Genomic DNA, 20,584 nt, shown 5'->3' with positions numbered 1-20,584 from the left:
GCGGGCGTCACCGGGCGAGCAGCGCGCGGGCGGCGTCCGCCCAGGTCCGCTCCCGGGCCAGGTGGTCGCGCAGCCGGGCCGCGTCCTCGAACGCCGCCTCGCGGTTGCGCAGCGTCGCGGTGATGGCGTTCTTCCACACGATCGCGTCGTCCTCGCGGGAACCCGTCACGGGGACGACGTGACGCGCGGCCACCTCGGGTCCGAGGAGTTCGCGCAGCAGCAGCCCCAACCCGCTCTCCGCGCTCACCAGGACGGGCGTGCCCGCGGTGATCGCCTCCACGCCGGTGAGGCCGAAGCCCTCGGCGCGGGACGGCACCAGCACCAGGCTGGCGGTGCGCAGGTCGTTGGCCAGCGCCACGCTGTCGGTCGAGTAGGACCGGACGAGCGGTCGCGCGGTCGGGTCGTCGGCCCACCGGACCAGGTCCGCGCGCAGCCGGGCGGAGGAGTTCTCCGGCGCGCCGCGCACCTTCAGCTCCAGCGCCGCCGCGTTCGGGCCGCGGTCGCGCGCCGCCAGCGCCACCGCGCGCGCGGCGATGTCCAGGCCCTTCAGCTCGGCGTCCTCGGCGCGGCCGAACAGCAGGACCGACCACGGCGCACCCGGCGGCGGGCGGCGGGCGCCCGGCTCGGCCACGTCGAAACCGGGGTCGACCCGGACCACCGGCACGGTGTCGTCGAACGAGAGGTCCCGCGCGTACCGCTCGAACAGCCGCGGCCCGACGGCCGCCACGAGGTGCGCGCCGACACCCAGGTCCAGCTCCTCCTGGTGGCGCTGCTCGGCGACCACGCCGACGTCGTCGCGGTCCGGCTTGAACCACTCGATCTCGTCCGGCGCCATGTGGACGAAGTGCACCCGGCGCGCGCCGGGGAAGTGGTCGAGCAGGGCGTCCGCCGCGTGACCGGTGATCCGGCCGTGGCCGATGACGAGGTCCGGCACGACCCCCGGCGGCAGCTCCGGCTTGCGCGCGACGGCCTCGTGCGCGGGTCCGCGCCACGCCCGCGCCGGCCGGACCAGCGTCACCCCGACCGCCGCCGCCTCCTGCCGCTCCTGCTCCGAGGCGTCCGGCGCGGTGCAGAACACCCTGGCCCCCTCGGCGGCGAGCGCGGTGCAGAGCCTGCGGTTGAACGTGCTCAGGCCGCCGCGGTTGGACGCCCACTCGGTCGCCACGGCGAGCACGGTGACCGGGTCGCCCGACGTCTTCGCCGCGAACCCGCCCGACCCGGCTACCCCGCCCGACCCGGTCACCCCGCCCGACCTCGGCACCCCGCCCGGCCCGGCCGGCTCGCCCGACCCGGCCGGCTCGCTTGATTCGGCCGGCCCGCCCGACCCGCTCGACCCGGCAGCCGGGGAAGTCCGCGCAGGACCTCCCGGGTACCGGCGCTCCTCCCGCGCCGCCCGAGTCCCCGGGAAGCCCGGCGCGGTCGCGGGCTTGCGCCGGCCGCCCCGCGCCGCCGCGAGCAACCGCCCGCGCGCCTCCTCCACCGGCAGGTCGAACAGGTCGTCCGACACCACCGACCCCAGCAGACCCGGCCGCTCGCAGTCCTCCACCCGGAACACCAGCAGCTTGCGCTCGGCGCCCAGCGGGTCGTCACGCCACGCGGCCTGCCACTCCGCCGCCCCGTACACCGACCCCAGGTACGCCGACGACAGCACCGCGACCGTCCGCGCGGCCCCCCGCACGCCGTCCTGCATGGCGGCGACCCAGTTGCTGCCCGGCACGATGTCCCACGCCTGGACCAGCACCCGGTGACCGGCCTCCTCCAGCTCCCACGCGATCCACTCCGCCCACGCCCGGTCGTCCCGCGTGTAGGAGACGAAGAAGTCCCACCCGTCGGCCACCGCGTCACCCCCGGTCGTCGACCGACAGCACCCACGTGCCGCGGGCCACGAAGTCGACCGTGCCCGTGGTGCTCGCCTCGATGCGGGCCCCGTACTGCTGGACCTCGACGCTCTCCAGCTGGTCGTCCGGGTTCGGCAGCACGAGCGTGTAGGCGAACCGCGGCTCGCGCGACGTGAACAGCTTGCTGCGCAGCGGTTCCTGCTGCTCGCCGCGGGCGTTGCGGTAGGTGAACTTGACCGACCAGGCGGTGTCGGCCAGCTCGCCGGGCACCGAGATTTGCACCGGCTTGCCCGGCCGCACCCGCAGCACCCCGACCGCCCCCGGGTCGACGTCGCAGTTCTCCGACTGCAGGTCGCAGTACTGCGACGGCTCGACGTAGACCACCCGACCATCGGCGTAGAACGTCACCTCGGGGTCGACCGGTGCCGCGCACCCGGCCAGGGCCAGCCCGGACACCAGCAAGGACACGGGGAACACGACTCGGCGCACGGCCGTCGAGCCTACGTGCCCGGCCGGGGCGCGACGGGCGCGGCCCGCAGCGGGCGGTCGCCACCGAGGCCGGGGATGAGCGTCGCGCCCCGCCTGGTCTGCACGGTCTGCGCCAGCCCGACCGCGAGCAGCACCGACAGCACGGTGAACCCGATCCAGTACTCGGTGGGCAGCAGCACGCCGAGCGCGCCGCCGAACACCCAGCCCAGCTGCAGGATCGTCTCCGACCGGCCGAACGCCGACGCCCGCGACTCGTCGGGCACGTCGTCCTGGATCACCGCGTCCAGCGACACCTTGGCTAGCGAGCTGGCGGTCGCCCCGACCAACCCGACCGCGGCGGCCGTCGCCAGGCCCGGCAGCACGGCGGCCACCACCGCGCTCGCCAGCGCCGCGACCAGGCAGCCGATGACCACCTGGTCGGGCGCCCCGAACTGCAGGCGCGCGCCGACCGCGTTGCCGAGGAAGCTGCCGACACCGGCGGCGCCGGCGATCACGCCCAGCAGCAGCACCTGCATCAGCGCGTCGCCCTCGGTCTGGGCGCGCACCACGAACGCGGCGAACAGCATCAGGAACCCGGTCAGCATCCGGATCGAGCCGTTGCCCCACAGCGCCACCACGACCGTGCGGCCCAGCGGCTGCCGCTTCGGCTTCTGCGGCCGGTCGTGCGGCCTGGCCCGCAGCGACGCGGGCACCTCGCCCTCGGTGACCTCCACCCACGACGGGATGCGCAGGCAGTAGTAGGCGTTGGCCAGGCACAGCACGGCGGTGAACCACAGCGCGCCCGGCGAGCCGAACAGGTTCGCCAGGCCCGCCGCGACCGCGCCGAACACCCCGCCCGCGGCCAGGCCGAACACCGTCATCCGGGCGTTGGTCTTGGACAGGGTGATCTCGCGGGGCAGCACGCGCGGCGTGATGGCGGCCTTGAGCACCATGAACGACTTGGACAGCACCATGCTGCCCAGCGCCGCCGGGTACAGGCCCCAGTTGTCGAAGTTCAGCGCCATCACGACCGACAGGAACACCCGCAGCACGCACGAGGCCGCCAGCGCGACCCGCCTGCCGTGCTGGATGCGGTCCAGCGCCGGGCCGATGACCGGCGCGACCAGCGCGAACGGCGCGACCGTGATCAGCAGGTAGAGCGCGACCTTGCCGCGGCTCTCGCCGGTCGCGGCCGAGAAGAACAGGGTGTTGGCCAGCGCGACGGCCATCGCGGCGTCGGCGGCGTAGTTCAGCATCACCGCGTAGGTCAGCGACGACAGGCCGGACTGCTTGGCGCCGTCGGCGTGCGCGGCCTTGCGGAACGCGGCCAGCCCCTGGCCGCTGAGCTGCTTGGCGCGGAACCAGGCGACCCGGGTGACGGTGAGCTTCTTCGGCATCGCCGGCTCGGTCGCCCGGTCGTCCGGCGGCGGCTGGAACCGCGCCGACTCCCGCTGCGGGCCGGGCTGCCGGGACCCCGGCTCACGACCGGGTTCCCGGCCGGGCTCCCGACCCGGTTCGCGACCGCGCTCCGGACCGGGCCCGCGACCGCGTTCCCAGCCGGGCTCGCGACCGCGTTCCGGACCGGGCTCGCGACCGCGCCGCCCACCGGGCGGTGGACCGGGCTGCCGACCGGGCGGCGGCCCCGACGACCCGGGCGGGTCCAGCGGCGGCGGCGTGCCCGGAGTCGGGTACGGCCGGGTGCGCGGCTTGTACTCGTCGTCCTCCCACGGGTACTTCCGCGACGGGTCTTCCGGCCGAGGGGGTGTCACCCCTCAATCCTGCCTCACCCGGCGGCAGCGCGTCTCAGACATTGCCGCCGGTGAGCACGGTGGCGATCGACTCGCCCGGCACGTCCGCGACGGCGATCGCCGCCAGCCCGATCGCGCCCGCCGGCTCCAGCACCAGCCCGAGCGCGTCCCGGGCCAGCGCCATCGCCTCGCGGATCGCGTCGTCGGGCACCAGCACCATGTCGTCCACGAGCGCCCGCAACCGCGGCACGGCGGCCGGCACCGGCAGCCGCACGGCCACCCCGTCGGCGATGGTGTCCACGGGCGTGTCGGCCACCGGGCGACCCGCCCACGCGCGGGCGACCGAGGGCGCGCCCTCCGCCGCCACCCCCACGACCCGGGTGCCCGGCGAGTGCTCCTTGAGCCACCGCGCCATCCCGGTGATCAACGCCCCGTCGCCCACCGGCACCACCGCCACGTCGAACCCGACACCGGCCCGCAGCAGCTCCACCGCGATGCTGCCCGCCCCCTCGGTGATCGCCACGTCCCGGCCGTCCTCCACGAAGATCGCCCCGGTCCGCTCGGCGTGCTCCCGCGCCCGCGCCTTGGCCCCGGTGAAGTCACCCGGCACCTCCACCACGGACGCGCCCAGCGACCGCATCCGCCGCACCTTGTCCGGCACCGCGGCCGCCGACACGAACACCTCCACCGGGAAACCGCGGCTGCGGCCCACGTACGCCATCGCCTGCCCGAAGTTGCCCACCGACGCGCACACCACCCGCCGGCCGGGCGGCAGCGACGCGCCCATGAAGTCCGCGCCGCGGCCCTTGAAGCTGCGCAGCGGGTTCACCGTCTCGACCTTCACCAGGACCCGGCGGCCCAGCGCCGCGCACAGCTGCTCGTCCACGTACTGCGGTGTGCCGCGGAACACCGGGTCGACGATCTCGGCGGCGCGGGCGATGTTGTCCAGGTCGATGTCCACGCCCGAGACGTTAAGTCACCCGCCGGTGAACCGGACGCGGAAGATCGTCGGCCAGTTCTTGCCCGTCACCAGGAACTCGTCGGTCCCCGGCACGGCCGCGATCCCGTTGAGCACGTCGCTGCTCGGCACGTCGTCCGGCCGCAGGCCGCTCAGGTCCACGGTCGCGGTCACCCGGCCGTCGCGCGGGTCGACCCGCACCACCTCGTCGGTCTGCCACACGTTCGCCCACACCTGCCCGTCCACGCACTCCAGCTCGTTGAGCCGGGACAGCGGCCGCCCGTCCCGGCGCACCGCCACCACCCCCGTCTCGGCGAACGACCGCGGGTCGCGGAACGTCAGCTCGTCGCTGCCGTCGCTCATCACCAGCCGGTCCCCGTCCCGGCACAAACCCCAGCCCTCACCCTCGTAGGTGACGCGTCTCACTTCTTCGAGCGTGGTCCGGTCCCGCTCGATGGCCACCCCGTCCCGCCACGTGAGCTGCCAGATCCGGTCGCCCACCACCGTGATGCCCTCGCCGAACAGCGGTTCCGGCAGGTCGACGCGCTGCCGGACCTCGCCGGTGCCGGGGTCGACGCGGCGCAGCGACGACCGCCCTTCCAGGCCCGTGCCCTCGTAGAGCACCCCGTCCACCAGCTCCAACCCCTGGGTGAACGCGTCCGGGTCGTGGGGCAGCGTGCCCAGCACCTCCACCCCCGTCGGCCCGCCCGCCGGAGCGCCCGTTGGACCGGTCGGCGGGGTCGAGCACGCCGCCGACAGGACGAAGACCACCGCCACCAGGAGCCACCGCACGTCCGAAAGGGTGGCACGTGTGCGCGGGACCGCGCAGACGTGCGGCACAATCCAACCCGTGACCGCCACGCCGACCCAGCAGCCCGATCCAGCGCTCGCCGACCCCGCGGCAGTCCGGCTCGCCCGAGCCGCCGCACAAGAGGAGGCGGGCGCGGAACGCCTCGGCGACCACGTGGGCACCGTCGCCGAGGACGACGTGTCGGCGACCCACCTGTTCGAGGCCGAGCACGCCGGCTACCGCGGCTGGAACTGGGCCGTCACCGTCGCCTCCGCCGGACCCGGCACGCCGCTCTCGGTCAGCGAGGTCGTGCTGCTGCCCGGCGACGACGCGCTGGTCGCGCCCGAGTGGGTGCCGTGGCACGAGCGGGTCCGCGCGGGCGACCTCGGCGTCGGCGACCTGCTGCCCGCCCCCGAGGACGACCCGCGGCTGGCGCCCGGCTACGTCGGCTCGGACGACCCCGCCGTCGAGGACGTCGCCCTGGAGGTCGGCCTCGGCCGGGTCCGGGTGCTGTCCCGCGAGGGCGTCCTCGACGCCGCCCAGCGCTGGCACTCCGGCGACTTCGGACCGCGCAGCGAGATGGCCCGCAGCGCGCCCGCCCGCTGCGGCACCTGCGGCTTCTACACCCGCGTCGGCGGCTCGCTCGGCGCCGCGTTCGGCGTCTGCGCCAACGAGATGACGCCGGCCGACGGGCACGTCGTGCACGTCGAGTACGGGTGCGGCGCGCACTCCGAGGTCGAGGTCGAGGGCGGCCCCCTCGTCCCGGTCGCCGAGGTCGTCTACGACGACGCCGTGCTGGACGTCGAGGCCAACCCGGCGGCCGACGAGAGCGGGAAGTGACCGCGGACCCGTTCGGCACCGAGGCGCTGCGCGAGTCGGTGCTGGCCGCGTGGCGCGGCTCGCCCACCCGGTTCCGCGAGGACGCCAACGCCGAGGAGGACCTGCGGCTCGGCGGGTACCGCGACCGGCTGCTGGTCGAACTGGCGCAGAACGCCTCCGACGCCGCCGCCGAAGCCGGCGGCGGACCCGGCGTGCTGCGGCTGTCCGTCGTGGACGGGGAACTGCGGGCCGCGAACACCGGCGCGCCGCTGGACGCCGCCGGCGTGGCCGCCCTGGCGTCGCTGCGCGCGTCCGCCAAGACCTCCGACACGGTCGGCCGGTTCGGCGTCGGCTTCGCCGCCGTGCTCGCGGTGACCGACGAGCCGCGAGTCGTGTCCCGGACCGGCTCGGTCGCCTTCTCCGCCACCCGCACCCGCGAAGCGGCGCCGTCCCTGGCGTCCGGCCGCGGCGGCGACGTGCCGGTGCTGCGGCTGGTGTGGCCGTCCGACGAGACCGACCTGCCCGACGGCTTCGACACCGAGGTCCGGCTGCCGCTCAAGGCCGACGCCGAGGGCCTGCTCGCCGAACTGGCCGCCGAAGCCCCCGACCTGCTCCTCGCCCTCCCCGGGCTGCGGCGCGTCGAAGTCGGCGCGCAGGCGTGGGAGCGCTCCGAGACCGACGGCGTCGTCGTGCTGACCGGCCCCACCGGCGAACAGCGGTGGCTCGTGCACCGCACCGCCGGCGAACTGCCCGCCGCCCTGGTCACCGGCGTCGAATCCCGCCCCCAGTGGTCCGTCTGCTGGGCGTGGCCGATGGACGAACCCCTCGCCGGCGACGTCCTGCACGCCCCGACCCCCACCGACGAGAAGCTGTCCCTGCCCGCCCGGCTGATCGCCACCCTGCCGGTCGAGCCGTCCCGGCGCCGGGTGCTCGCCGGCCCGGCCGCCACCCACGTGCTCGACCAGGCCGCGCTGGCCTACCCCGCGCTGGTGGCCGCCCTGCCCGCCGTCGAGCGCACCGCCCTCGTGCCGCTGCCCGGGTTCCCGCTGTCCGAGGTGGACGACCGGCTGCGCGCCGGCGTCCTCGCCGCGCTGCGCACCGCCTCCTGGCTCCCCCTGGCCGACGGCGGGTGGGCCGCCCCCGCCGCCGCGAAGGTCCTCGACCTCGCGTCGTTCGACCTGGTCGAACTGCTGGAAGACGTGATCCCCGGCCTGCTCGACCACGAACTGACCCTGCCACCGCACGCCAAGGCGCTCGCCGCCCTCGAAGTGCCCCGCCTCGGGATCGCCGAAGTGATCACCGCGCTCGCCGGCGTCGGCGGCGACCCCACCTGGTGGCGCCAGGTCTACGACGCCCTGACCCCCGTCGCCGACGTCGACTCCACCGCCCGCGAGGCCATGGGCTCCCTGCCCGTGCCCCTGGTCGACGGGCGGACCGTCAGCAGCCCGCGCGGCGTGCTCGTCGGCACCGACTCCGAGCTGTTCTCCGTCCCCGGCCTGCGCATCGCCCACCCCGAAGCCGCCCACCCCCTGCTCCTGCGCCTCGGCGCGACCGAAGCGGGCCCCGCCGAACTGCTCGACTCCGACGCCGTCCGCGAAGCCGTCCACCGCAGCCTGGACGACCCCGCCCTGGACGGCCCCGACCTGGTCCGGACCGTGCTGCGACTCGTGTCCCGGGCCGGCGGCCGACCCTGGCTGGCCGAACTCGCCCTGCCCGCCGCGGACGGCGAGTGGCGGCGCGCGGACGAACTCGTGCTGCCCGACTCCGCGCTGTCGGCGGTGCTGGAGGACGACGCCCCGTTCGGCGTCCTGGCCGCGTCCGTGGCCGAGGAGTGGCCGCGCGAGGTGCTGACCGGCGTCGGCGTCATCGACGGCTTCACCGTCGTCGAGGACGACTCGCCCACCGAACCCGACCACGACCTGGCCGACGAGGGCTACTGGTGGGACGCGTTCGACGTCCCGCCCACCCGCGTCCTCGGCATCCGCGACCTGGACCTCGTCGCCCACGACCAGTGGCCGCGAGCGCTGGGCATGATGGCCGCCGACCCGGTGGTGTGGCGCGCCGTCACCGAACCGGACGGCTACACCTCCTGGTGGCTGGCCCGCTACGCCACCCTCGACGGCGTGCCGCTCGGCTCGTGGCGCCTGCCCGACGCCGACGGGCTCGAAGGGCTGTACGACGTCGTGCCCGCCATCGGCCTCCCGCCGCACGTGCTCGCCGCCGCCGGCGTGCGCACGTCGTTGAGCGTGGTGGACGAGGACGACGTGGCGGACCTGCTGGGGCGGCTGGGCGACCCGGCGCGCAAGCTGTCCGACGCGCTGGTGCTGCGCGTGCACGCCCTGCTGGCCGAGGTCGCCGACTCGGTGAGCGTCGAACCGCCGGACCGGGTGCGCGTCCTGACCGGCGCCGCCGAGCCCGCCGACGACGTGCTGGTGCCCGACCTGCCGTGGCTGCTCGGCGTCCTCCCGCCGGAACAGGTGCTGGCCTCCGCCGGTTCGGCTTCGGCCCTGGCCGAACTCCTCGCCCTGCCGCTGGCGTCGGAGGAGGTCTCCGGGGCTGTGGTGGGGGATGGTGACGAGGTGGTCTGGTCGGAGCTGGGCGCGGTGCGGCTGGCGTGCGACCTGCTCGGCGTGGACCTGCCGCTCGGTTCGCTGGTCGTGCACGACGACCTGGTGGTGGCGGCGGAGGGCGCGGAGCACTCGGTGTCGTGGTGGGTGGAGGAGGCGGTCGTGCACGCTGCCGACACGCCTGAGGGGTTGGCGCGCGCTCTGGCGTGGACCACGGGCCGGTGGGATGATCGGCACACGTTCGCCGCACTGATCGCCGACCCGACGCCTTCCGTGCTGCTGGGCTGACCGGGTTCGCCTACCGGCAAGATCACCCGATGGGGTAAGCGGCTCCGGGGATGAATGGCAATCCCGGATTTGTTGCCGGTAAAGAATGAGGTCGCGGCGCCCCGGCCCCCAGTGCGCGGTGGGATCGGTGCCACCTGGGCCCGCTCCCCGGTGTCCCCTCCGCCGACCACGTCGTGCCCCGCCGCCGAGCACGACGCGCGTGCCCCGCGCACGCCACCCGCCCGCCACCCGCAGGCACCACCCGGGCGCGGAGAGCGCATCGGGGTGGGCTCGGGAGGCTCGGCGGCCCGGTGCCTGCCGGACGGTGACAACACTCGGCGGCCCGGTGTGCTTGCTGGGCGGTGATGGCACTTGGCGGCCCGGTGTGCTTGCTGGGCGGTGATGGCACTTGGCGGCCCGGTGCCTGCCGGACGGTGACAACACTCGGCGGCCCGGTGTGCTTGCTGGGCGGTGACGGGACTCGGTGGCCCGGTGCTTGCCGGGCGGTGACGGGACTCGGTGGCCCGGTGCCCGCCGGGCGGTGACGCCGGCCGGAGGTGGGCGGTCGGGGGTGCGTGGCCGGGGATGTGGCCGGTCGGGGTCGTGTCGGGGGTTGCTCAGTCCAGCCCCTGCTGGGCGGTCCTGCTGCCTCGACGCGCGGCGGAGCGTTGCCAGGTGAAGATGCCGTAGCCGATGATCCCCAGCACACCGCCGGACAGGCACGTCCACGCCACCACGCCGAAGCCCTGCCCGAACAGCAGCACACCGACGAACGCCAGCCACCACAGCGCCGTCCCGGCCGCGACCACCGGTACGGGGTCGGCCAGGTTTCGCGGCAGCGAGGGCGGAGGGGGGAGGGGTGTTGCGTCCTGTTCGGCCACGTCGGGCAGGCTACCTGCCCGAAACACGGGTGGGGCACGCTCTGCCTGCCGCATCGCACCGCACTGATCGAGGAGATGAGATGGCCGCCGAGACGCCCTCCGCCGACACGCCGCCGGGCACGCCGTCGGGCGCAGCTCCGGGCACGCCCGAAGGGGCGTCGTCGGGCACCCCCGAAGAGGTGTCGTCGGGCACGTCCGAGGGGGCATCGCCGGGCAAGTCCGTGAGCACGTCGCAGAGCACGTCGCAGAGCACGTCGCAGAGCACGTCCCGGGGCGCGGCCTCGGGCGCCGTTCAGGGCGGGTCGGGGCGGTCCGGGCTGGACGGGTTCTTCAAGATCTCCGAGCGCGGCTCCTCGGTCGGCCGGGAGCTGCGCGGCGGGCTCGTCACCTTCGTGACCATGGCCTACATCGTCGTGCTGAACCCGCTGATCCTGGGCAGCTTCGCCGCCGACGCCCCTGGCGCGAAGGTCGACGTGCTCGGCAACATCCTCACCATCCCGCAGGTCGCGGCGGTGACGGCGCTGGTGGCGGGGGTCATGACGATCCTCTTCGGACTCGTCGCCAACTACCCCTTCGCGCTGGCCACGGGCCTGGGCATCAACTCCTTCGTCGCCGTCACGGTCGTGCCGCAGGTGTCCTGGCCCGAGGCGATGGGCCTGGTCGTGGTCAACGGCCTCGTGGTCCTCCTCCTCGTCGTCACCGGCGTCCGCACGGCGGTGTTCAACGCGGTGCCCGCCGAGCTGAAGGCGGCCATCGCGGTCGGCATCGGGTTGTTCATCTGCTTCATCGGCCTGGTCGACGCCGGGTTCGTGCGCCGGTTGCCCGACGCGGCCGGCACCACCGTGCCGGTCGGGCTCGGCATCAACGGGTCCATCGCGTCCTGGCCGACGTTCGTGTTCGTGGTCGGCCTGGTCGTCACCGGCATCCTGGTCGCCCGCAAGGTCAAGGGCGCGATCCTGATCGGCGTGCTGTCGGCGACCGTGCTGTCCATCGTGATCGAGGCCATCGTCCAGGCGGGCCCGTCGCAGGGCACCAACCCGGCCGGCTGGAACCTCGGCTACCCGGCCCTGCCGGAGCAGGTGTTCGGCCTGCCCGACCTGTCCCTGCTCGGCGACGTGTCGTTCGGCGCGTGGACCCGCATCCCCGCCCTGACGGCAGCCCTGCTGGTCTTCACGCTGGTGCTCACCGACTTCTTCGACACCGTCGGCACGATGACCGGCCTCGGCAAGGAGGCCGGGCTCATCGGCAAGGACGGCCAGTTGCCCAACGTGTCCAAGGCGCTGTTCGTGGACGGCGTCGGCGCGGTCGCGGGTGGTGCGGCGTCCTCGTCGTCCAACACGGTCTACATCGAATCGGCGTCCGGTATCGCCGAGGGGGCGCGGACCGGCCTGGCGAACGTCGTCACCGGCCTGCTGTTCCTGGCCGCCATGTTCCTCACCCCGCTGTACGCGGTGGTGCCGATCGAGGCGGCGGCGCCCGCGCTGGTCATCGTCGGCGCGCTGATGATCATGCAGGTGAAGGAGATCGACTTCACCGACTTCTCGATCGGCCTGCCCGCGTTCCTCACCATCGTGGTCATGCCGTTCACCTACTCGATCGCGAACGGCATCGGCGCGGGTTTCGTCAGCTACGTGCTGCTGCGGGCGATGACCGGGCGGGCGCGCAGCGTGCACCCGCTCATGTGGGTCGTCGCGGCGGCGTTCGTCGTCTACTTCGCGATCGGTCCCATCCAGGCCGCGCTGACCGGCTGACGGGCGCCGACGGGCGTCGATGAGCAACTTCACACGATGGGCGCATAGATCGTGAGGTATGCTAACTACGTGGCGGAGACCGAGGAAGCAGGGCTGGCCAGTCAGCTGAGACTGGCCGTCGTCCGGCTCAACCGCAGGCTCCGCGCGCAGCGGGTGAACTCCGCGATCTCGCTCACCCAGGTGTCCGCGCTGTCCACGCTGCACAAGTGCGGACCCCTGACGCCGGGCGAGCTGGCCGCCAGGGAAGGCGTCCAGCCACCGTCGATGACCAGGGTGATAGCCGCTCTGGAGGAGTACGGGTTCGCCACGCGCCGCCCGCACCCCACCGACGGCCGCCAGGCCATCGTGGAGCTGAGCGAGACGGGTCTGAGCTACATCAACGAAGAGGTGTCCGCGCGCGAAGCCTGGCTGGACAAGCGCCTGGCCGAGCTGACACCGGAGGAACGGGGCGTGCTGTCGCGCGCCGCCGGGATCATCGACAGGATGGCGGGGCAGTAACGAAGTGCCGGCGTACGCGGGTGGGGCAGAGACGGACCAGGTCGAGCGCAACCCAGCCGCACCACCGCCGCGAAGCCGCATGTTCGGCTCGCTCCGCACCCGCAACTACCGCCTCTACGCCTCCGGCCAGGTCGTCTCCCTGGTCGGCCTGTGGATGCAGCGCGTCGCCCAGGACTGGCTGGTGCTGGAGCTGTCCGACGGCTCGCCCGTCGCGCTCGGCATCGCCGCCGCCCTCCAGTTCGCGCCGACGCTGCTGCTGTCGCTGTGGGCGGGCGTGCTCGCCGACCGGATGGACAAGCGCAAGCTGCTGCTCGTGCTGGAGACCGGCCTCGGGCTCTGCGCGCTGACCCTCGGCCTGCTCGACGTCACCGGCGTGGTCGAGCTGTGGCACGTCTACCTGCTGTGCCTGCTGCTCGGCGCGGTGTCCGCGGTCGAGACGCCGGTGCGGCAGAGCTTCGTGGTCGAGATGGTCGGCCGCGACCAGCTCACCAACGCCGTCGCGCTGAACTCCATGACGTTCAACCTGGCCCGCATGGTCGGCCCGGCCGCCGCCGGCGTGCTGATCATCGTGGTCGGCACTGGCTGGGTGTTCCTGCTCAACGCGATCAGCTTCCTCGGCGTCATCGCCGGGCTCGTCCTGATGCGCGCGGGCGAGCTGCACCGCGGCGAACCCGTGCCGCGGGAGAAGGGCCAGCTGCGCGAGGGCCTGCGGTACGTGCGCAAGCGCCCCGACCTGGTGATCCTGCTGTGCCTGGTGTTCTTCATCAGCACGTTCGGGCTGAACTTCTACGTCACGCTGGCCGTGCTGGCGCGCAACACGTTCGGCGGCGACGCCTCCGCCTACGGCCTGCTGTCCACGATGCTCGCCGTCGGCACGCTGGCCGGCGCGACCCTGGCGGCCAAGCGCAGCGCCCGCGGCAAGCCCCGGCTGCGGCTGCTGATCCTCGGCGCGCTGGCGTTCGGCGTGCTGGAGGTCGTGGTCGGCGTGATGCCGACGATGTGGCTGTCCGGCGTCGCGCTGATCCCCGTCGGCATCGCCATGATGACGTTCACCACGACCGCCAACGCGACCGTGCAGCTGGGCGTGTCACCCGACATGCGGGGCCGGGTCATGGGCCTGTACATGCTGGTGTTCCTCGGCGGGAACCCGCTGGGCGGACCGGTGATGGGCTGGCTGGCCGAGCACTTCACCGCCCGCGCGCCACTGGTCGTCGGCGGTGTGGTGTCGATCGTGGCGGCGCTGGTCGGCGGGGTCGTGCTGGCCAGGCGTGGCGGGTTGAGCCTGCCCGCGCACCGCCTGAGCCTGCGCCGCCGCGCCCGCGTCTGACCCTGCGACGCTGCGGACGTGTCCGACCCTGCGCCCGCGTCTGATCCTGCGCCGACGCGCCCGCGTCCGACAATGGTCCGGTGGTCATCGCGACGGACTGGGTCCGGCTGCTCGTCGTCTGCCTGATCTTCACCGCGGCCGCGGGCGCCGTCGTGCGGTGGGCGGGGCTGGCGTCGCCCCGGCCGGTGGTCCGGGCGGCGCTGCGGGCCGCCGCGCAGCTGGCCGCGGTGTCGCTGGTGATCACGGCGGTGCTGGCGTCGTTGCCGCTGACGGCGGCGTTCCTGGTGCTGATGGCCGGGGTCGCGACCGGGACGTCGGCCGCGCGCACGAAGACCGGCCGTCGCGGGGTGTGGGTGGCGGTGGCCATCCTCGGCGGGACGGCGCCCGCCATCGCGGCGCTGGTGGCGAGCGGCCTGGTGCCGGTGCGGGGCATCGCGCTGGTGCCGGTCGGCGGAATCCTGATCGGCGGCGCGATGACCGCCACCACGCTGTCCGTGCGCCGGGCGCTCGACGCGCTGCGGGACCGGCACGGCGAGTTCGAGGCGGCGCTGGCGCTGGGGTTCACCGAGCCGGTCGCGGTGCGCGAGCTGGTGCGCAGGCCGGCGGCCGAGGCGCTGGTGCCCGCGTTGGACCAGACCCGGACGGTCGGGCTGGTGACGTTGCCCGGCGCGTTCGTCGGGATGCTCCTGGGCGGCGCGCCGGTGTGGCAGGCGGGTGCGCTGCAACTGGTCGTGCTGCTCGGGCTGCTGGCGGTCGAGGCGGTGGCGATCGCGGTGGTCGTGGAACTCGTCGCCCGCGGACTTGTGCGCCGGGCTGGTGCGGTCGGCGAGCTTAGGCTAACCTAAGTCTCGTCGCTTCGTGGTGGGAGCGGCAGTCAGTTCGGGAACGGACGAGGCCCCGCACCCCGGTCGTACCACCGGGGAGCGGGGCCTCGTCGTGCCCAGGTCTTGTCCGGGTCCTACCCCGGGAAACCCGCGTGCCCGCCGGCGGCGCACGTGTCACGATCGGGGCGTGTTGACAGCCAGGAAGGTCACGCTGTCGTTCGGTCCGCGGACCGTGCTCTCGGAGGTGGACCTCGATGTTCCCGCAGGTGAGCGCGTAGGGCTGATCGCGCCGAACGGCGTCGGCAAGTCGACGCTGCTGCGCGTGCTCGCCGGCGAGCTGAAGCCCGACTCCGGCGTCGTCACCGCCGGCGGGGTGGTCGCCCACCTCACCCAGGAGACGGAGATCCGCGACGACGAGTCGCTGCGCGACCACCTGGCCCGCCGCACCGGCGTGGCGGCGGCCGAGCGCTCGTTCGAAGCCGCCACCCGAGCGCTGAGCGAAGGCGTCGCGGGGGCCGAAGACGCCTACGCGCGGGCGTTCGACGCCTGGACCGCCTCCGGCGCCGCCGACTTCGCCGAACGCGCCGACGAGGTGTGCCAACGGCTCGGCCTGCCCGCGACGCTGCTGGACGAGCGCGGGTCCGGGGAGCTGTCCGGCGGGCAGTCGGCCCGGCTGCGGCTGGCGGCCGTGCTGCTCACCACCGCCGACGTGCTGCTGCTGGACGAGCCGACCAACGACCTCGACCTGGCCGGGCTGGAGGTCCTGGAGAACCACGTCCTGCGCAGCCGGGCCGGCATGGTCCTGGTCAGCCACGACCGCGAGTTCCTGGCCCGCACCACCACCGCCATCGCCGAGCTGGACGAGTTCAGCCACGGCGTCACCGCCTTCAGCGGCGGGTGGGACGCGTACGTGCAGGAGCAGGGCCGGGCCCGGCAGCGCGCGCGGGAGGAGTACGAGGCTTACGCGGCGCGGCGTGACGCGTTGACGCAGCGGTCGCGGCAGACGCGGGAGTGGTCGCGGCAGGGCGTGCGGCGCAACGCGAAGTCCGACGAGAGCGACAAGTTCGTCAAGTTCTTCGCCAAGCAGGGCGCCGAGAACCTGACCGCCAAGGCCTCCACAGTGGACCGCGCGCTGGAACGGCTGGAGGAGGTCGAGGAGCCGCGCGAGCCGTGGGAGCTGCGGTTGACGCTGCCCAGCGCGGGGCGGGGCAGCTCGGTCGCGTTCACCCTGCGCGGCGCTGTCGTCAGCCGCGGCGACGTCACCCTCGGGCCGATCGACCTGACCGTCGGCGCGGGGGAGCGCTGGCGCATCGCCGGGCCCAACGGCTCGGGCAAGTCCACGCTGCTCGGGGCGCTGCTCGGCAGGCTGCCGCTGGACGCCGGCGAGCGCGGTCAGGGGCCGGCGGTCGTGGTCGGCGAGGTCGACCAGGTGCGGGCCGACTTCGCGGTGGACGCGCCGGTGCTGGAGGTCGTCACCGGGCTGACCGGGCTGGCCGACGTCGAGGCACGGACGTTGCTGGCGAAGTTCCGGGTGGGCGCGGACGCCGTGCTGCGACCGGCCCGTTCGCTGTCGCCGGGCGAGCGGACCCGCGCCGGGCTGGCGGTGCTGCAGGCGCGCGGGACGACGTGCCTGGTGCTGGACGAGCCGACCAACCACCTGGACGTCGCCGCCATCGAACAGCTCGAACAGGCGCTGGAGGGTTACGGGGGCACGCTGCTGCTGGTGACCCACGACCGGCGGTTGGCGTCGGCGGTGGGGGTTGACCACACCTTGGACGTCCGGACCCTGGCAAGATAGGCGCATGGGCACCGAGGAGGACTGGCCGGTCGAGCAGACTTGGTCGCTGCGCAACACGCACTGGCACGCGTACGTGGAGCACACGTCCCTCGACCACGCCTCTCCGCGCGCTGATCGGTTGGAGCGCACGCCGGAGGAGGTGCTGACCACGCCGACCGAGGTCGCGGCGTGGTTGGAGGTCAACCTGCGCAGCGCGACGAAGCCCGAGGAGGCCGGGAAGAAGCGCACGAAGGACGAGCGCGACTTCTCCGACTCGAACCGGGTGCACACGTCGCTGGCGTCGGCGGGCGAGAGCATCTACACCGGCGTGAAGGGGATGCTGACGCTGGCGGTGGAGGCGGTGACCCCGGACGAGTGCCGCAGCTCGCACGACGGCGCCGATGTGGCACCATTGAAATCGGGCCGCCGTCGCTGACCAGGGCTTTTGGTTGGTGAGGATCACCCGAACGTGCGAAAGCGGCGAGTTCGGGGATCAATGGTAAGCCGGATTTCGTTGCCGTAAATAGGAAGGTCGCGGCGCTCGGCCAGGACTGTGTCACGAGACCCCGGGTGTGGCCCGGACCGTGCCGTGCCGTGTTGTCCCTTGTCGTGTCGTGCGGTGTTGTCTCGGCCGTGCCACCGGGGCCGGGCTGTGCCTCGTCGGTGCCGCGCCTCGTCGGCGGCGCCCGCGCGTACTGCCCCCGCGCGTACCGCGCCCGTGCCCACGGCTGGGGGTCGGGCTTCCTGCTGGGCACGTGAGCCTGCCGTGCCACCAGCCCACCGGTCCGGACCGCCCCGCCGCGATCGTGGGGGCGGCGGGACGGTGGGAGGCGGGACGGCGGGACGGTGGGGCGGTCGGCTGGTGATGCGGCGGAACGGTGGGGCGGTCGGCTGGTGATGCGGTGGGTTGGGGTGCGGTGGTCAGAGGCCCACGGGCCAGGTGTGGACCGGTTCGCCCTCGTGCGACAGTTCCACGTACCGCCCGAGCATCGCGCTCAGCGCGGTGTCGCGGTCGGCGCCCCGTTCCTCCAGCAGCGCCACCGTCTCGCGCTGCCACTGCGAGCCCGTCCGCCGCGCCAGGCACCGGGCCTCGATCACGCCGAGGTAGCGCTCGCGCGCCTCGTCCGACACGCCGCACGCGCGCAGCCCCTCGTGGGCCAGTGGCAGCAGGCGGCGCAGGACCAGTTCGTCCGGGGGGATCCAGCCGATGCCGGGCCAGTACAGCTGCGAGCCCATCCCGTGCCGCGACCCGGCGTACAGGTTCTCCTCCGCCGCGTCGAACGACATCTGACTCCACAGTGGACGCTCCAAAGTGGTCAGCGCCCGCTGCGCGCCGTAGAAGAAAGCGGCGTTGGCCATGGTGTCCAGCACGGTCGGGCCGGCCGGTAGCACGCGGTTCTCCACGCGCAGGTGCGGGACGCCGTCCACGACGTCGTACACCGGCCGGTTCCACCGCCACACGGTCCCGTTGTGCAGCCGCAGCTCCGTCAACGACGGCGTCCCGCCCGACCCGAGCACGTCCAACGGGTCCTCGTCACCGGTCTCCGGCAGCAGCGCCGGGAAGTACCGCACGTTCTCCTCGAACAGGTCGAAGATCGACGTGATCCACCGCTCCCCGAACCACACCCGCGGCCGGACGCCCTGGTTCTTCAGCTCCTGCGAACGGGTGTCCGTCGCCTGCAGGAACAGCGGTATCCGGGTCTCGTGCCACAGCGCCCGCCCGAGCAGGAACGGCGAGTTCGCCGCGATCGCCACCTGCACCCCGGCCAACGCCTGCGCCGCGTTCCAGTGCGCCGCGAAGTCGTCCGGCGCGACCTGCAGGTGCAGCTGCACGGACGTGCAAGCCGCCTCCGGCATGATGGACTCGGCGTAGCTGGACAGCTTCTCCCCGACCCGCCCCGGCAGCGGAGAACCCTCCATCGACAGCACGACCTCCTCGCCGCGCGCCGCGAGGATCGTGTCGTTCAACGTCGTGTACCGCGGCTGGTTGGACAGCCACCGCCGGTCGAAGTGCTCGTGCCGCAACGTCGGCAGCACGCCGATCATCACGATCGACGTCCCGGCGTCGTGCGCCTTGTCGTCGGCCGACGCCAGCGTGGAGACCAGTTCCCGCTCCAGGTCCAGCGTCTCGTCACCGGCCAGCTCGCGCGGCGGGACGTTGACCTCCAGGTTGTGCTGACCCAGTTCCAGCGTGAACGACGGGTCGTCGATCTTCTCCAGCACCTCGGAGTTGGCCATCGCGGGCCGGCACGCCCGGTCGACCAGGTTCAGCTCGATCTCCAGCCCCATCTGCTGCCGCGGGAAGGAGAAGCTGTCCTCCACGAGCATGGTCCCCAGCGCGTCCATGCACCGTTGCATGCGCTCGCGGTAGCGCCGGCGGTCCTCCCTGGTGAACGTCCGACTGGACACATCCGTACCCATGCCGCCTCCCAATCGCTCCGGGGTGCTCCGGCGGGCTTAGCGGAGGCCAACCGTGACACAGCGGGCACTGGCCCGCCAGCGCCCAAATCGGTGCTCTCTGTCACATGGGGGTAACAATCAGCGAGAACATGCTGGTTGTGAGCTTGCGAATCCGGCCTTCGATCTACGAGGGGTGTTCACCTGTCGGGGGGTGGGACACTGCTCGCGTGATCGAGATCGACGACCCGGCGGACCCCCGGCTGGACGACTTCCGGGACCTGTCGACGGCCGACCGCCGCCCGGACCGCCCCGGCGGTCGCGGCCTGGTGATCGCCGAGGGCGTGGTGGTCGTGGAACGGCTCCTCGCCTCGCCCTACCCGGTGCGCGCGCTGCTCGGCGTGCGCCGCCGGGTCGAAGCCCTGGGCGACCTCCCGGCGCCCGCCTACGTGACCTCCGCCGAGGTGATGGCCGAGGTGGTCGGATTCCACCTCAACCGGGGCGTGCTGGCCGCCGCCGACCGCGCGCCGCGACCGGACCCGGCCGACCTGGTCGCGCGCTCGCGGCGGCTCGCCGTGCTCGAAGGCGTCGGCGACCACGAGAACCTGGGTTCGTTGTTCCGCAACGCCGCCGCGCTCGGCATCGACGGCGTGCTGCTCGGCCCTGGGTGCAGCGACCCGCTGTACCGGCGCAGCGTCCGCGTCTCGATGGGCCACGTGCTGCGCGTGCCGTTCGCGTCGCTGCCGGACCTGGCGGAAGGCTTCGAACTGCTGCGCCGCAACGGTTTCGTGGTGGCGGCGTTGACGCCGAGGGCGGGCTCGACCGGTCTCGCGGACGCCGGGCTGCGCGGGCGGAAGGCCGCCGTGGTGCTCGGGTCGGAGGGCCCGGGGCTGACCGAGGAGGCCATCGCGGCGGCCGACGTGGCCGTGCGCATCCCCATGGCGGAAGGTGTCGACTCCCTGAACGTGGCGACGGCAGCCGCGATCGCCTTCTACGCGATCGCCTGAACGCGCTACGTTCTCACCGACCAGAGGAGGACGTAGGTGGAACTGCGGGTCCAGGACGGCCGGGCCGTGCTCGCGGGCCGCGACGACGCGGGCGAGCGGGAAGTCGACCCGCACACCCTCCCGCTCGGCGCCGGGCTCGCCGAGGCGTTGCACGAGTGGGCGAAGGTGGCCGACGCGGTGACGCGGTCCGACGCGTCCCCCGAAGGGGTCGCGAGCGCCCTCGTGACCAGGCGGGGACGCCAGTTGGCCGGTCGGGTGGCCGCCGACATGGGCACGCCCGTCGAGTACACCGATCCGGTGAGCGGGGAGTTGGTGGTCGTGGACGTCCCGGACGCGCCGGTGGACGAGGTCGAGGACGAGGCGGAAGCCGAGGCTGAGGCCGTCGAGCCGACGCCCCAGGAGGAGACCCCCTGGGGCACCGGGCTGACGGTCAGCTTCATCGTCGCGGCCGTGGTGACGTTCACCGTCTACACGCTGTCGGTCGGGCTGGGCGAGACCAGCCAGTGGCTCGCCCTGCTGGCGAACGCGCTGGTGGTCGGCGGCATCGCCCCGTCGGTGTGGCTGGCGCGGAAGGTGCCGGTGTGGCGGTGGGTGGCGTACGGCGTGGTGGCGGGGGTGCTGGCGGCGTGGTTGTCGCTGCTGCTGACCACCGTCCTGGCCCCGTGAA

The 20,584-nt window shown here is 73.9% G+C and carries 17 protein-coding genes; 10 read left to right on the top strand and 7 right to left on the bottom strand.

Annotated elements, in window-relative coordinates:
* Positions 1–7 precede the first annotated feature (7 nt).
* The 5 genes from AB0F89_RS04595 to AB0F89_RS04575 are packed head-to-tail and all read right to left on the bottom strand — an operon-like array spanning position 8 to position 5,804.
* Positions 8–1,837: a TIR domain-containing protein gene (locus AB0F89_RS04595; protein ID WP_367132864.1), complete on the bottom strand. Its 1,830-nt coding sequence runs from the start codon at positions 1,835–1,837 to the stop codon at positions 8–10.
* A 4-nt stretch (positions 1,838–1,841) separates the two neighbouring features.
* A complete protein-coding gene (locus tag AB0F89_RS04590; RefSeq protein ID WP_367132862.1) occupies positions 1,842–2,327 on the bottom strand; it encodes a DUF2771 family protein in 486 nt (161 codons plus the stop codon).
* 11 nt (positions 2,328–2,338) lie between these two features.
* Complete coding sequence (locus tag AB0F89_RS04585; protein ID WP_367132860.1) at positions 2,339–4,075, bottom strand: MFS transporter; 1,737 nt, start codon at positions 4,073–4,075, stop codon at positions 2,339–2,341.
* 34 nt (positions 4,076–4,109) lie between these two features.
* Complete coding sequence (locus AB0F89_RS04580) at positions 4,110–5,015, bottom strand: threonine/serine dehydratase (protein ID WP_367132858.1); 906 nt, start codon at positions 5,013–5,015, stop codon at positions 4,110–4,112.
* Positions 5,016–5,030: 15 nt separating this feature from the next.
* The gene (locus AB0F89_RS04575; RefSeq protein WP_367132856.1) at positions 5,031–5,804 is read right to left on the bottom strand and encodes a glutaminyl-peptide cyclotransferase; all 774 of its coding nucleotides are present in this window, start codon (positions 5,802–5,804) and stop codon (positions 5,031–5,033) included.
* A 58-nt stretch (positions 5,805–5,862) separates the two neighbouring features.
* On the opposite strand from AB0F89_RS04575, the gene AB0F89_RS04570 reads away from it, so the two are divergent.
* Both AB0F89_RS04570 and AB0F89_RS04565 read left to right on the top strand, forming a co-directional pair.
* Entirely contained in the window at positions 5,863–6,642 is a 780-nt protein-coding gene (locus tag AB0F89_RS04570) for a DUF3027 domain-containing protein (RefSeq protein WP_367132854.1), read from the top strand.
* The gene (locus AB0F89_RS04565; RefSeq protein ID WP_367132852.1) at positions 6,639–9,476 is read left to right on the top strand and encodes a hypothetical protein; all 2,838 of its coding nucleotides are present in this window, start codon (positions 6,639–6,641) and stop codon (positions 9,474–9,476) included. Before AB0F89_RS04570 ends, AB0F89_RS04565 begins: the two co-directional genes overlap by 4 nt.
* A gap of 596 nt (positions 9,477–10,072) precedes the next feature.
* Here AB0F89_RS04565 and AB0F89_RS04560 read toward each other — a convergent pair.
* Complete coding sequence (locus tag AB0F89_RS04560; RefSeq protein WP_367132850.1) at positions 10,073–10,336, bottom strand: DUF2530 domain-containing protein; 264 nt, start codon at positions 10,334–10,336, stop codon at positions 10,073–10,075.
* A gap of 80 nt (positions 10,337–10,416) precedes the next feature.
* Here AB0F89_RS04560 and AB0F89_RS04555 point away from each other — a divergent pair, with 80 nt between their 5' ends.
* The 6 genes from AB0F89_RS04555 (at position 10,417) to AB0F89_RS04530 (ending at position 16,949) form a co-directional block, all read left to right on the top strand.
* Positions 10,417–12,087 carry an NCS2 family permease gene (locus AB0F89_RS04555; RefSeq protein ID WP_367132848.1) on the top strand — a complete coding sequence of 557 codons (1,671 nt, stop codon included), beginning with the start codon at positions 10,417–10,419 and terminating at the stop codon, positions 12,085–12,087.
* A gap of 69 nt (positions 12,088–12,156) precedes the next feature.
* Positions 12,157–12,585 (top strand): MarR family winged helix-turn-helix transcriptional regulator, encoded by a 429-nt coding sequence (locus AB0F89_RS04550; RefSeq protein ID WP_367132846.1) that lies wholly within the window; start codon positions 12,157–12,159, stop codon positions 12,583–12,585.
* Positions 12,586–12,589: 4 nt separating this feature from the next.
* Entirely contained in the window at positions 12,590–13,912 is a 1,323-nt protein-coding gene (locus tag AB0F89_RS04545) for an MFS transporter (RefSeq protein WP_367132844.1), read from the top strand.
* A gap of 80 nt (positions 13,913–13,992) precedes the next feature.
* Positions 13,993–14,757, top strand: a complete 765-nt coding sequence (locus tag AB0F89_RS04540; RefSeq protein ID WP_367132842.1) for an ABC transporter permease — start codon at positions 13,993–13,995, stop codon at positions 14,755–14,757.
* Positions 14,758–14,923: 166 nt separating this feature from the next.
* The gene (locus AB0F89_RS04535) at positions 14,924–16,534 is read left to right on the top strand and encodes an ABC-F family ATP-binding cassette domain-containing protein (protein ID WP_367132840.1); all 1,611 of its coding nucleotides are present in this window, start codon (positions 14,924–14,926) and stop codon (positions 16,532–16,534) included.
* A gap of 4 nt (positions 16,535–16,538) precedes the next feature.
* The gene (locus AB0F89_RS04530) at positions 16,539–16,949 is read left to right on the top strand and encodes a hypothetical protein (protein WP_367132838.1); all 411 of its coding nucleotides are present in this window, start codon (positions 16,539–16,541) and stop codon (positions 16,947–16,949) included.
* Positions 16,950–17,434: 485 nt separating this feature from the next.
* Here AB0F89_RS04530 and AB0F89_RS04525 read toward each other — a convergent pair whose 3' ends face one another.
* Positions 17,435–18,934: a glutamate-cysteine ligase family protein gene (locus tag AB0F89_RS04525; protein ID WP_367132836.1), complete on the bottom strand. Its 1,500-nt coding sequence runs from the start codon at positions 18,932–18,934 to the stop codon at positions 17,435–17,437.
* Positions 18,935–19,140: 206 nt separating this feature from the next.
* Between AB0F89_RS04525 and AB0F89_RS04520 the strand changes: the two genes are divergently transcribed.
* Both AB0F89_RS04520 and AB0F89_RS04515 read left to right on the top strand, forming a co-directional pair.
* A complete protein-coding gene (locus tag AB0F89_RS04520; RefSeq protein ID WP_367132834.1) occupies positions 19,141–19,917 on the top strand; it encodes a TrmH family RNA methyltransferase in 777 nt (258 codons plus the stop codon).
* Between the two features lie 36 nt (positions 19,918–19,953).
* A complete protein-coding gene (locus AB0F89_RS04515; RefSeq protein WP_367132832.1) occupies positions 19,954–20,583 on the top strand; it encodes a DUF2537 domain-containing protein in 630 nt (209 codons plus the stop codon).
* Position 20,584 lies beyond the last annotated feature (1 nt).

It is taken from the genome of Saccharothrix sp. HUAS TT1 (genome assembly GCF_040744945.1).
Taxonomy (GTDB): domain Bacteria; phylum Actinomycetota; class Actinomycetes; order Mycobacteriales; family Pseudonocardiaceae; genus Actinosynnema.
This window is presented reverse-complemented; position numbering and strand designations above follow the sequence as displayed.